The organism is Paenibacillus taichungensis, from assembly GCF_050994985.1.
GTDB classification, from domain to species: Bacteria; Bacillota; Bacilli; order Paenibacillales; family Paenibacillaceae; genus Paenibacillus; species Paenibacillus taichungensis.
In genome coordinates this window covers 4,595,479-4,608,854 of the sequence record NZ_CP194720.1, presented here as the reverse complement: position 1 = coordinate 4,608,854, position 13,376 = coordinate 4,595,479, and the positions used below count along the sequence as shown (strand labels likewise).

Genomic DNA, 13,376 nt, shown 5'->3' with positions numbered 1-13,376 from the left:
GAGTGATAACCATGAGAATCGTACTTCTCTCCGGTGGATCAGGCAAGAGATTATGGCCCTTATCCAACGATACGAGATCGAAGCAGTTTCTGAAAGTACTGGAGGGCCCTGAAGGGCAAACTGAATCCATGGTTCAACGGGTGTGGAGGCAACTACAGCATACGGGATTAAGCGAACAGGCCACGATCGCAACGAGTAAGCCGCAGGTGGAGATTTTACGGAGTCAACTGGGAGATGAGGTTGATCTTGTCGTAGAGCCGGAACGCAGAGATACCTTTCCCGCAATTGCCTTGGCAGCTGTGTATCTGTACTCGGTACAGGGTGTCAGTCTGAACGAAACGGTTGCTGTACTTCCCGTTGATCCCTATGTAGAGGAATCCTTTTTCTATAAAGTTACGGAGCTTGAAGGAGTGTTGGCTGAGTCTGGTGCGGAGCTCGCATTAATCGGGGTAAAACCCACGTATCCTTCAGAGAAATACGGTTATATTATTCCTGATCCCCATGAAACCGAAAAACATAACCATTACGCCAAAGTATCACGTTTTCAAGAAAAACCCTGTGAGACTGAAGCGGCAGAGATGATAGAACAATCTGCCCTTTGGAATTGCGGGGTTTTTGCATTCAAGCTGAACTATCTGATTAATCTGCTGATCTCACTTGAACTGCCAATTCAGTATGAAGAGATGCTGAAACAATACGGAAGATTACAGAAAATTAGCTTCGATTATCAGGTAGTCGAAAAAGCCAGTCACATTGTGGTTACACCTTATGAGGGATATTGGAAAGATCTCGGCACATGGAATACGCTGACGGACGAGATGAGTACCCATATTGTGGGCAAAGGTGTAATGACGAACAGCTCTGTAAATACACATCTGATCAATGAGTTGAATATTCCGGTGTGTGTGTTGGGGGTTTCCAATCTTATCGTTGCGACCAGTCCGGATGGAATTCTGGTTAGTGAGAAAGAGGCAAGTCCACAGATTAAAGAGATTCTTAAGGATGATACCCAACGCCCTATGTATGAGGAACGCCGCTGGGGTTGTTACAAAGTGCTTGATTACACGCGTAATGCCAGAGGAGAAGAGGTATTAACCAAACGCATTATCGTTGGGGCGGATAAAAATTTTTCTTATCAATACCATCTCAAACGAAATGAAGTATGGACAGTTGTTTCGGGTCAAGGCGAACTGATTCTGGATGGTGAACTGAGATTGCTTAATCAAGGGGATGTCATTTCGATTCTGGCAGGTAGTAAACACAGTGTAAAAGCCGTAACCGAACTTGAAATTATAGAAGTTCAGATGGGCAGTGAGCTGGTGGAAGAGGATATCGTGCGAATCGAGATGGATTGGGCAGATATTATCCAAAATTGCGTGAATTGGGGGAAAACAAGATGAATATCGCGGTGATTGGAACAGGGTATGTAGGTCTTGTATCAGGAGTATGTTTTTCGGAGATCGGCAACCAAGTCATCTGTGTGGACAACAATGAGGCCAAAGTGGAAATGCTCAACGAGGGCAACGTTCCTATCTATGAGCCAGGCCTCAAAGAGTTGATGGCTTCCAACATGAAAGCAGGAAAACTATCGTTCACCTCCAATATTGCTGAAGCGATTAGCCAGTCGGATATTATCTTTATCGCTGTAGGCACGCCTTCTCTTCCGAGCGGCGAAGCCAACCTGAGCTATGTGGAGCAGGTAGCTATAGAGATTGGAAGCCATATTGAGAGCTACAAAATTATCGTGACCAAAAGCACCGTTCCTGTTGGCACCAATGATCGTGTTCGCGAGCTGATTAGCAGTATTTCATCTCAGCCTTTCGATGTGGCTTCTGTTCCCGAGTTCCTCCGCGAAGGATCTGCGGTTAATGATACGCTGAATCCTGACCGGATTGTCATTGGAACAAACAGTGATCGCGCGATTAAAACACTAAAAAAACTTCATCGGCCATTGACCGAGAACTTGATCATTACAGATATTCGATCAGCCGAAATGATTAAATATGCTTCCAATGCATTTCTCGCAACCAAAATCTCATTCATTAATGAAATCTCGAATATATGCGAAAAAGTAGGAGCTGACGTTACACGAGTAGCCGAAGGCATGGGTTACGATAAGCGTATAGGGGCTTCCTTTTTGAAGGCAGGTATTGGTTATGGAGGTTCATGCTTTCCAAAAGATACACAGGCTTTAATTCAGATCGCAGGCATGGTCGATTATGATTTCAGACTGTTAAAATCCGTTGTCCAAGTAAACCAAGATCAGCGTTTTCATATCATTCACAAACTGGAAGAGGCGCTTGGATCTTTAAAAGGAAAAACAATTGCTGTCTGGGGATTAGCGTTTAAACCGGAGACGGATGACGTGAGGGATGCTCCAGCGATCGATATCATTCAGCATTTAAGTGATGCTGGAGCAGTCATTAAGGCCTATGATCCCATCGCAACTGCAAATTTTCGTAAAGAGGTAGATGTAGCTTCCATCACATGGGAAGAGCATCCACTTCACGCTGCTGAAGGAGCAGACGCCTTGTGCGTGTTGACCGAATGGAAAGAATTCGCTCATATCGATTTGAAAGAACTGGCCAAAATCATGAAGGACCCTATTATGATTGATGGTCGTAATTTGTATAGTGCTGAACAGGTTCAGGCATCTAATCTTCAATATTATTCTGTTGGTCGTCCGGGTTTGACGAAGCTGGAAGGGAAAACGGCAGCAATCATTTAACCGCTATTCATCATCTTGAATGTGAGTGAGGAAGAACCCATGAAAAAGTGGATGAAAGTTACCATCTGGATTGTTTCCTTTTTTGTAGTTGTTGTGTTTGGTTATGCCATATATCTCTACCAATCCGTTAAATCAACCGCTGACCAAATTTATGAGCCTAGAAATCCTGTAAAGCCCGTCTCGGTCACAGATAGCAGAGGTGGGCTACAGGTGGACATCAACAGCAAAGAGCCTTTTAACGCACTGATTTTGGGCGTGGATGAACGTCCGAATGATCGAGGACGCTCGGATACGATGATCGTATTGAGTGTGAACCCCGGGAAAAAACAAGTGCTCATGTTTAATATTCCGAGGGATACACGGACAGACATTGTGGGACACAACACTGTAGATAAGATCAATCATGCTTATGCCTTCGGAGGCGTGGACATGTCGGTAAGTACCGTCGAGCAATTTTTGGGAGTCCCTATTCATTATTATATGAAAGTGGATATGGAGGGCTTTGCCAAAATCATTGACCTGGTCGGTGGCGTGGACGTAAACAATCCTTTTGCATTTGATTATGAGGGCCAGCGTTACGATCAAGGGAATATTCATTTAGATGGTGTTGCTGCGCTCGGTTTTTCAAGAATGCGCTATGATGACCCGAAAGGGGATTTGGGGCGTAATGATCGACAGCGTGAAGTTCTGAAGCAGATGCTTAAGAATACGATGCAATTCTCCAGTGTACTTCATATCCAAAATATGCTGGATGAACTAGGTACTCATGTCAGAACGGATGTTACTTTTGATGAAATGAAGGAACTCCTCCTCGATTATCGTAATGATCTGGAGAATGTAGATACGGTGGAGATTAAGGGTAAAGGCGAGAAAATCAATGGGATTTATTATTACATCGTGGATCAGCAGGAAAGGGATCGCATTCACGGAATAATTGAAGAACATTTGGAGAAATAAACTGAAAATGAAAGGCTTATGAAAGTGGTGAGAACCTTGCTTATGGAGGAGGATTACGGGAAAAGAAGACATAAGCATAGACGTAAACAACGACCTTATGTTTATATATTGTCCGTGCTGCTGATTGTGGCCTGGGTTCTGGTGATTTGGCACTTTTCGACCCAATCTTATCAGCAGCAGACCATCCAGCCTTGGCTGCATAAATGGTCTGAAAAGGTGAAGATCGGATACGCACTACCCGATGTGCAATTCACATACGGTGAGCTTGAATATTCTTTAAGACAGCGACCGTATGGTTTTGTTGAGTTCATTTTTCGGAAAAGTGCACATTTATTTGTATATGCTGTGCTGGCGGTGCTTATCTATGGTGGGCTGAGGTATAGGAAAATGCGCATGTTCACTTGTATGGCTTCAGCCCTGGTCGTAGTAGCGGTTATCGCCTCCATTGATGAATATATTCAGCAGTTCAGCCCTGACCGGACGAGTTCAATCCGTGATGTCGGCGTGGATCTGCTTGGCGGATGTGGCGGAATTGCCTTATATATAGGGGTTAATGTCGTTTTCAGAAGATTCAGGTCTTCAAGGCGATCGGCAGTCAAAAGAAAGTGATTTCCCAGGAAATGCTGCCCGCTAGTTCCCGCTTCTACTTGCTTGCCATCCATCATAAGTATGGAAGTAGGACAAGGGGGACGATGCATGCTGCGAAGAAGGAACCGGAATGCGTTACTTAAAAAGATCGGATTCATTGCACTTGTGCTGCTGCTGTTGTGGCTCATAGTCAGAACCATCCCATATCTGTTTCGTGCAGATGCACCTGATGAAGCTGCTGCCATTGCCCAAGAGTTTTACAAATATGAGCAGACAGGTGATTTCGGCAGTTCATGGGAGTTGTTTCATCCATTAATGAAAGAGCGCTTTCCCAAAAGCGCCTATTTACAGTCCAGAGCGCATATTTTCATGCAGCATTTTGGAGTCGAAACCTTTGATCTGGAGATGGAAAAACCGGAGCGGGAGTTTGACGTTACGGTAATTGATGACGTTAAACCATTTGCAGAGGCGTATCGCATTGGTGTTACCCAGAAGTTTACGGGAACCTTTGGTCAATTTAAAATCGTGCAGAATTGTTATATCGTAAAGGATGGGGACGATTGGACATTGCTTTGGTATTATCCGAAGAATGGAGATACCGAGACTGAGCATGAGAAAACCGAATGATAGTATTAACCCATACTATGTACCGAATTGTATCATTAGTACTTGAAAAGGCTCTATGAATGCGAGACTTTAGTCGCATTTATGGAGCTTTTTTTGCATTTCATTTCTTTTTAAACCTGTAAGGGGTTGACATTAGTCCCGGTGTCAAGTAAATTACGAGTTAGATACAAATTGTATCAAAATTCAGCGTCTAACGACAAATAACAGGGACTTCAATGCTCCTTGTGAGGGGAAGGAATATCATTGATCGAAACGGACCGCTTTTACTGTGTCAGTTGTGGGATGATTGTGTCGGTCGCTAGGGGCTCTGTCGAACTAAAGGAAGAGGACTGTGGAGGCAATCACGTATTTCGCACCGGATTTTATCGGAGTGAGATGCCGCTTGGATGCTGTGAAGCGTGTGTAGTTCATACGAAACGTCAGGGGAAATCCCAGTTTGCGGGACAATATACTAAAGATTATGATACACTATCTTCATATGAGAAGCGGGCATGATGTGAGTGTCCGTTGATGAAGGAGGAAATGGAATGCAACAGGAGCCGGTCGTCCGTCTTCAGGGCGTCAGTAAAATCATCTCCTCCCGATCATTGGTCAGTGACCTGACTCTGGATATTTCTCCGGGGCAGGTTTTTGGTTTTTTAGGACCCAATGGGGCGGGAAAAACAACAACGATTCGAATGATGGTAGGGCTGATGTCCATCAGTCAAGGAGATATCATTATTTCGGGACACAGTGTGAAGAATGAATTTGAGCAAGCCATAGCTCAGGTTGGGGCTATTGTTGAGAATCCAGAAATGTACAAGTTTCTGACTGGATATCAGAATCTCGTTCACTTTGCCCGGATGTCACCTGGTATTACGAAAGAACGCATTGCCGAGACGATTGAACGTGTTGGGCTTACAGCACGCATTCATGACAAGGTAAAGACCTATTCACTAGGTATGCGCCAGCGTTTGGGCGTGGCCCAAGCCATATTACATAAACCAAAGTTATTGGTATTGGATGAACCCACCAACGGACTTGATCCGCAGGGAATACGGGAACTTAGGGATTATTTGCGCCAGCTCTGTCAGGAGGAAGGGATTACAGTCTTTGTATCCAGCCACTTGCTGTCCGAGATGGAATTGATGTGTGATACCGTTGCGATTATCCAAAATGGCAAATTGATTGATGTAAGAAATCTAAAAGCTGAGGCAGGAGTGGACGTACTTACTGAAGTTGCTTTTGAAGTAAATGATGCATCACGTGCAGCCGAACGAATTAGCGAAGCTACAGTTCAGGGCAATGCCATTGTGGTTCGCTTATCTCGTGAGCAGATTCCGGACTTGAATGCGAGGCTGGTCAGTGAAGGGTTTCAGGTATATGGTATCCGTAACGTAACCCATACGCTGGAAGATCAATTTTTGCAGGTGACTGGGGGCGGAAGCATTGAGTAATTTCGGCAATCTCATTATGAATGAAAACATGAAAATTTTCCGTCGTCCGCGTACTTGGATTATGTTATCCATTCTGGCATTGATTTCGCTGTTGATGCCGGTTCTGCTCAAGGAAGGCATGGGATCTAGTGAGGTCCCATACTGGCAAGCAGCTATTACAACCGTTCAGATTGTCTTTTTCCTGAATACCATCTTCTGTGTCGTTATTGCAGCTGAAGCGGTAGCTGGTGAGTTCACCTGGGGAACGATTAAACTTCTGCTGATTCGTCCGTGGTCGCGCAGCAAAATACTGGCATCCAAATATTTGTCCGTGATTGGGTTCAGTATTTTGAGTACGTTACTTGTTGTTATTCTGGCAACCGTAATGTCGTATATGCTGTTCTCTCATTCCGTAACTCCGGATGGAAGCGGTGCTTCTGCATCACATGCATTTGCACTATGGGGATATCTGTACGTGGACTTGTTTATTACGCTCGCTATTGCCTTTATGGTCTCCTCAGTGTTTCGTTCGGGAGCTCTGGCCATCGGTTTGTCTCTATTTATCATGTTTACACAGAATTTGTTCTCATTGATCTTCAATCCCGTTCGTTACGAATGGGCCAAGTATGTTCTGTTCAATAACATGGATCTCAGTCGCTATATGAATTCAGCGGCGGATTATGGATTGCTTGGCGGCGATGGAAATGCAGGTATGACACTTGGCTTTTCTATTGCTGTTCTAGCTGTATATTATGTCATTTTCATGTTGATCTCATGGGTTGTATTCAACAAAAGAGATGTGGCAGGCTAATCGCCTGCTTCTTTTTTTTTGCCCAATTTCTATTTCGGGATAGAAAAGAGAGTATATTCAGCATCCGCTGTGGCATGACTAGCATTTAAGGGTACATATAATAATACATGAGAATACGACTTGGAATGGAACACGCTGCCCAAGCTGTATTAAGTTGCAATACATACATATTATCGCCGCAGTCGTATTTGGCAGAGCAGCGTATGGAGGGATCACGTTTCTTGATAAACAACAAGTTTTACCGTATATGCACAGCAATTATTTTGCTGCTGCTCATCGTGTATTTGGGGGATAAAGTCAACTTTATTTTCAGCCCCCTGACCTCGCTGATTCACATCATCATCATTCCGCTGCTGATTGCCGGTTTTTTCTATTATCTGCTGCGTCCGCTTGTCGACTATATGGAACGGCACAAAATGAAGCGTGCACTGTCAGTTCTTATTATTTACGTGGTGATTGCGCTGATTATGGCAGGATTCAGTGTGCTTGTATGGCCTTCACTGCGTGAACAACTGTTGAATTTTGTGGAGAATGCCCCGGTACTGGTTACTTCGCTCAGTGATCAGTTGGCTGAATTTGAGAAGAGCGGTTTCCTTTCAAAATATATACCTGAGGATTCCGATCTGTTCTCACGTTTCTCTGATTTTCTAAGTCAAGGAATTGCCCAGGTAACGGATTACGTATCCGGATTGTTCTCGGTTGTATCCAATCTGGTTATCATTCTGGCGACGTTCCCGATTATGCTGTATTACATGCTCAAGGAGGGCAGCAAATTTGGAACCAATCTTACACTGTTGCTCCCGAGACGTTACCGTAAAGATGGAGAAGAGACGGTCCATGAAATTGACGAAGCCTTAAGCAGCTACATTGTAGGTCGTGTCATTGTCAATGTAGCATTGGGCATCCTGATGTATATTGGTTTTCTCTTTCTCGGTTTGCCATATGCTTTACTACTGACGGCCGTATCCATTGTTCTGAATTTCATTCCTTATGTAGGGGCCTTGCTGGCAGCCATTCCTGTCGTTATTGTGGGGTTCATCGAATCACCTTCAATGGCGATCTGGTCGCTTGTCATCATTGTCATCGCCCAGCAAATTCAGGACAATCTGATCTCTCCTTATGTCTATGGCAAACAGTTGGACATTCATCCGTTAACTACCGTCATCTTACTGCTTGTAGGTGCAGACCTGGGGAACATTCTTGGTATGATTATCGTTATTCCGCTGTATATGATTCTGAAAATTATAGTTCGCAAAATCCATTATCGGATTGTCGAAGATAAGACTGAAATTTGAATGGAATTTGAAATACAACTCTGTCATGTGTCACCACTAATGTTTACTCTTGAAACACATGGATAAGCCGCATATCAATGGTGAAGGGTCAGGTAACTTGCCCTCGCGATTGATATGCGGCTTTTTTTCATACTTATTGTTCACTCGTGTTATATCTGTTATACTTTATATATAACAGATAACAAAAAAGAAGGTGGACTCTTGATTATTCAACTGGATATGCAATCCGAACTTCCCATCTATTCGCAACTCGTTTATCAAATTATTGAAGGCATTGCCAGTGGGGAGTTACAGCTAGGTGAGGCGCTACCTTCGGTTCGAAATTTGGCAGCAGATATTGGGGTTAACCTTCATACGGTCAATAAGGCTTATACACTACTCAAGCAAGATGGATACATTCTAGTTCATAGACAAAAGGGAGTCGTAGTGAACCCTGATGGAATGCCTGATTTAACAGATGATTTTTTGAAAAAGCAGCAGAGAGAATTAAGACCGATTATTGCCGAAGCGATATGTCGCGGAATGACCAAAGAGGAACTATCTGCGGTATTAGACCAAATGTATGATGATGTAAAGATGGGTCACAACAAAGAGTAAAAGAATCAAGGGAGTGTGTTATATATGCAACTATTTAGTATATTACCTATTATTTTAATCTTTGCTCCATTAGCCTTACTTCTATCCTTTGCACCATATTTGACAAGGGAAACCATCAGCTTTGGGGTTACGGTAAGTGAATATAATTATTACACACCCATCTTACGTAAGCTCCGGAGTATGTTTGCTACAGTAAGCCTGATCGGGAACGGGATTGTTATACTTGTCTGTCTGTATTTACTCCGATCTGCTAATGAAGAGTCTACCGCAATGATTACCGGTGTTTGTACAATGATATTCATTGTGTACTGGGCAGCACTAAATATGATATTTCATTTCAAGATGAAAAAGCTAAAGGGAACACTTACAACTGTAGAAGCACCTCAACGGGTTAAAATTGATACCACCTTCCGCCAAAACAAGCTCACCTATTCCAACTATTGGTTTCTCATTCACTTTGCTATTATTGTAGCCATTGCGATCATTTCGATCGTGAATTATAAGGCACTACCTAACATCATTCCAATGAAATATGATCTTCAGGGCAATGTCACTTCCAGTGTGCCTAAAACCTACCTTTCGGTACTGGCTATTAATCTTGTACAGCTAGGAATCATTGCACTTATGATGTTGGTGAACTGGAGTATTAAAACAAGCAAACAACAGCTTACCCCGTCTGATCCTGCCCGATTTGCTGCTAAAAATATTCAATTCCGCCGTAAATGGTCCCTATTTACGATCATAACAGGGTTACTTCTTACCATTTTATTTGCCTTCATTCAGATCAATATGTTCGTCCCTAATCTGGTCTTGTTGACAGCTATTAGCTTCATCACCCCTGTGGTGATCGTCTTAGGCGCTGTGTTGCTGTCTCTCACAGGCAGACAAGGCGGTGGGGAAATTCGGAATCATCAAGAGGGTCGTGAAAGATCCAAGGAGCAGCCTGTGAATGACGATGATAATTGGAAGTTTGGTTTTATTTACTTCAATAGCAATGATCCTTCTTTTACCGTAGAAAAACGTTATGGAATAGGCTGGACTATTAACTTCGCTCGTCCACTATCTTGGGTCCTGTTGTTATTCATCATTGCTATTGTTGTTATAAGTATAGTCCTGAGCCAATAAACGCTCATATGTCTATGCATATAATAAAAATTGCTTAGGGGGAGTTATTACGATGAACAATTGGAAAAAGCTATTATTTTCTCTTATTTCTGCATGTCTCATCCTGCCAGTAACATCTATCTCAGCAGCTACTGAACAAACCGCTGATGGCAAAGCTTTAGTTCCTATTCGTGAGATTGCAGAAAAGAATGGGGCAGAAGTTTCTTGGCAACAAACAACAGGACAAATCACAATACGAAAAAATGAGCTTACTATTGTAGTTAAGGTAGGAGAGAAACAGGCGATTGTGAATGGGCAAGTCTTACCCTTAGACAATCCTGTTGAGCTAACGAAAGGAGTTACCTTTATGGATGGGAGATTTCTTACCGAGACACTGAAGGCAGCACCTGAGGATATATTCATTTCACTTATTAGTGAGGGCAATGGCAAGGAAGCTGCGAAGTATGTTCATACCTCTGTTAGCGGAGTGTTGTCACCCACGCTGTTGAGTCAGCTATGGGCAGCATTAGAAGGTCAAAATGGAAAAATTTCAAGTGAAGCCATAGCTAAACACGTAGAAAATAACACAGTGCATCGCAATGTTACCTATACTTTTAAAACTGAGCTGACTCGTTTAAATATTACGGTCAGAATGAATCATAACGAACTTGTGGATGACTTGTACATTGCGGCCGCTACGCCAGATGTTTATCAAAAACCAAGCTATGACGATCCATCTGCTTATACAGAGCAAGATATTACCGTTGGTCAGGGTGATTTGGCTTTGCCAGGGACATTAACTTTGCCCAAGGGAGAGGGACCTTTCCCGGTTGTCATTCTGGTACACGGATCTGGGCCTAGCAATCAAGATGCTGCCATTGGTGGTGCAAAGCCATTTCGCGATCTTGCGGTAGGTTTAGCTTCACAAGGAGTTGCTGTATTAAGATATGATAAGGTCACATATGAGCATACCTATAAGGTCGCTTCACAGCCTAAATTCACGTTAAAACAAGAAAGTGTAAATCAGGTAGCCGATGCAGTAGATTTGCTTAAAAAGAATCCAAATATTGATCCTACAGCGATTTTTGTGGCTGGACATAGTCAAGGCGGGTTTGCAGTACCGTTAATCATTGCTGACGATAATCAGCATGATATTGCAGGAAGTGTTCTGCTTGCTGCACCAAGCAGCAGCTTTGTGGATGTGCTTACCGAGCAGCAAGGCGAATTGGTAGACCGGATGGAGCGGCTAGGTTTAGACACGAAGATTATTAAAGAACAAGCTGCTTTTTATAAAAATGTTGCTGCGATCGTTAAAGATTCTCAATACTCTATAGATCATCTTCCTGAGGCATTTCCGCTTCAACCTGCTTATTGGTGGTTTGAACAGAGAGATTATGTGCCTGCGGAACTGGCTAAAACACAAAATACCCCTATGCTTATTATCCAAGGCGAAAATGATGTGCAAGTGTCTATGAATCAATTCGAGAACTGGAAATCGGCTCTTCAAGATCATTCCAATGTGACATACAATAGCTATCCAAAGGTAAATCACCTTTTATCCAGCTATGATGGACTTTCGATTGGTCAAGAGTACACTGAGCCATCTAATGTCTCCAAAGTCATTATCGATGATATTGCGAAGTGGGTATTAAAATCAAATTAAAAAATGGGACGGTAAGTTCCATTCTGGTTGAGTGATAACATGGGGAAGTAACACATTCAGCCAGAAATAATAAGAAGAGCACTTACCAAAGTAGGCAAGTGCTCTTCTTATTATATATGAAGTTGTTGCTTTATTTAGCCCAATTAGGCTCTCTTCTCGTCTTCATCAGTGTAGTCGGACATGGTCAGTGGTTCCTTAGGAACAACGGCGACTTTGTAGAAGCGATTTTTGTCTTTTTCCAGCAAAACGAAGGTCAGATTCTCGAACTCATATTCTTCCTGTTCATTCATCTCTGGACGATGGCTATAAAGCCATCCCCCAATGGTATCCCATTCGTCAGCATCCAGGTTTGACGTGAACATGTCGTTAACCTTGGACAAGGACACCTTGCCATCCATAATGACATAGTTTTCATTGATGACCTGAATATCCTCGACTTCGTCTGCGTCAAACTCATCCCGGATTTCACCGACAATCTGTTCAAGCACATCCTCAATCGTTACAATCCCGGAAGTACCTCCATACTCATCAACCAGAACGGCAATATGCACGCCATCCTTCTGCATTTTTTTGAGCAGATCCTTGACCGGTGTCGTTTCGTGAACAGCCGATACCGGCTGAATCAGGGAAGACAGATCGACAGGTTCGTCGTTTCCGTATAACTCCAGGAAAAATTGTTTGGTATTAATGATACCGATAATATCGTCTTTGCTCTCATTTACTACTGGAAAACGGGTGTATTGTTCTTGCCGGATAATATCCAGGTTTTCCTCGTTCGATCTATTGACATAAAGGCAGACCATATCAGTCCGGGGTACCATGATTTCTTTGGCAAGCATCTCATCAAAAGCAAAAATCCGGCTTACATATCCGAACTCAGCTTGGTTGATTTTGCCGCTCTCAAAGCTTTCATTGATGATAATCTGTAATTCTTCTTCGGAGTGCGCATCTTCATGTTCTGATGCAGGTTTGATTCCGAACAATTTGACCAGTTGATTCGCTGAGCTGTTTAACAGCCAGATAAAAGGATACATAATTCGGTTAAACCAGATGATAGGTGTAGACGTCAGCAGAGCAACGGCTTCGGCTTTACGGATTGCAATCGTTTTAGGTGCAAGTTCACCAACTACCACATGCAAATATGTGATGGCGACAAACGCAATAACAAACGATAAGAATGAAGAAACTGCCTCCGGCATGTGCATGCTTTCGAACACAGGATGAAGAATTTTCTCAACCGTGGGTTCTCCCAGCCAGCCCAGTCCCAGAGATGTAATCGTGATACCCAACTGACAGGCGGACAAATATCCATCCAAGTTGGCAACGGCTTGTTTAACAGCCAAGGCACGCTTGTTTCCTTCTGCAATCATTTGGTCAATCCGGCTCGGGCGAATCCTTACGAGTGCAAATTCCACCGCTACAAAAAATGCCGAAAACCCTATCAAAATCGCAACCAATGCTAAATTTAACGCATACCTCTCACTGTCCATTAACTAGTCTTCTCCTTTAAGTAATAAGTTTTTAACGAATATTATATCTAATTTTACGTAAGAAGACCACCTTCCGATCAAGAAAAGAGGAAGAGTCTGGA

General features: G+C 43.2%; 12 protein-coding genes. 11 read left to right on the top strand and 1 reads right to left on the bottom strand.

Annotation, left to right across the window (positions count from 1 at the left end; genetic code table 11):
* Window positions 1-11: 11 nt before the first annotated feature.
* From ACR1R9_RS20855 to ACR1R9_RS20805, 11 genes are all read left to right on the top strand, one after another.
* Window positions 12-1,400, top strand: a complete 1,389-nt coding sequence (locus tag ACR1R9_RS20855) for a sugar phosphate nucleotidyltransferase (RefSeq protein WP_433922835.1) — start codon at window positions 12-14, stop codon at window positions 1,398-1,400.
* Window positions 1,397-2,728: a UDP-glucose dehydrogenase family protein gene (locus tag ACR1R9_RS20850; protein WP_433922836.1), complete on the top strand. Its 1,332-nt coding sequence runs from the start codon at window positions 1,397-1,399 to the stop codon at window positions 2,726-2,728. Before ACR1R9_RS20855 ends, ACR1R9_RS20850 begins: the two co-directional genes overlap by 4 nt.
* Window positions 2,729-2,767: 39 nt before the next feature.
* Complete coding sequence (locus ACR1R9_RS20845) at window positions 2,768-3,685, top strand: LCP family protein (protein ID WP_433922837.1); 918 nt, start codon at window positions 2,768-2,770, stop codon at window positions 3,683-3,685.
* Between the two features lie 18 nt (window positions 3,686-3,703).
* The gene (locus ACR1R9_RS20840; protein ID WP_099855838.1) at window positions 3,704-4,294 is read left to right on the top strand and encodes a VanZ family protein; all 591 of its coding nucleotides are present in this window, start codon (window positions 3,704-3,706) and stop codon (window positions 4,292-4,294) included.
* 87 nt (window positions 4,295-4,381) lie between these two features.
* A complete protein-coding gene (locus ACR1R9_RS20835; RefSeq protein ID WP_433922838.1) occupies window positions 4,382-4,900 on the top strand; it encodes a hypothetical protein in 519 nt (172 codons plus the stop codon).
* A 527-nt stretch (window positions 4,901-5,427) separates the two neighbouring features.
* The gene (locus ACR1R9_RS20830) at window positions 5,428-6,336 is read left to right on the top strand and encodes an ABC transporter ATP-binding protein (protein WP_076291510.1); all 909 of its coding nucleotides are present in this window, start codon (window positions 5,428-5,430) and stop codon (window positions 6,334-6,336) included.
* The gene (locus ACR1R9_RS20825) at window positions 6,329-7,126 is read left to right on the top strand and encodes an ABC transporter permease (protein WP_433922839.1); all 798 of its coding nucleotides are present in this window, start codon (window positions 6,329-6,331) and stop codon (window positions 7,124-7,126) included. Before ACR1R9_RS20830 ends, ACR1R9_RS20825 begins: the two co-directional genes overlap by 8 nt.
* A 221-nt stretch (window positions 7,127-7,347) precedes the next feature.
* The gene (locus tag ACR1R9_RS20820; RefSeq protein WP_326065015.1) at window positions 7,348-8,421 is read left to right on the top strand and encodes an AI-2E family transporter; all 1,074 of its coding nucleotides are present in this window, start codon (window positions 7,348-7,350) and stop codon (window positions 8,419-8,421) included.
* A 201-nt stretch (window positions 8,422-8,622) separates the two neighbouring features.
* Window positions 8,623-9,018, top strand: a complete 396-nt coding sequence (locus ACR1R9_RS20815; RefSeq protein WP_076291512.1) for a GntR family transcriptional regulator — start codon at window positions 8,623-8,625, stop codon at window positions 9,016-9,018.
* Window positions 9,019-9,042: 24 nt separating this feature from the next.
* Complete coding sequence (locus tag ACR1R9_RS20810) at window positions 9,043-10,143, top strand: DUF1648 domain-containing protein (RefSeq protein ID WP_433922840.1); 1,101 nt, start codon at window positions 9,043-9,045, stop codon at window positions 10,141-10,143.
* 52 nt (window positions 10,144-10,195) lie between these two features.
* On the top strand, window positions 10,196-11,785 hold the full coding sequence (locus ACR1R9_RS20805) for an alpha/beta hydrolase family protein (RefSeq protein WP_433922841.1): 1,590 nt from the start codon (window positions 10,196-10,198) through the stop codon (window positions 11,783-11,785).
* A gap of 143 nt (window positions 11,786-11,928) precedes the next feature.
* On the opposite strand, the gene ACR1R9_RS20800 is transcribed toward ACR1R9_RS20805, so the two are convergent.
* Window positions 11,929-13,275: a hemolysin family protein gene (locus tag ACR1R9_RS20800; protein ID WP_099855846.1), complete on the bottom strand. Its 1,347-nt coding sequence runs from the start codon at window positions 13,273-13,275 to the stop codon at window positions 11,929-11,931.
* Window positions 13,276-13,376: the final 101 nt, after the last annotated feature.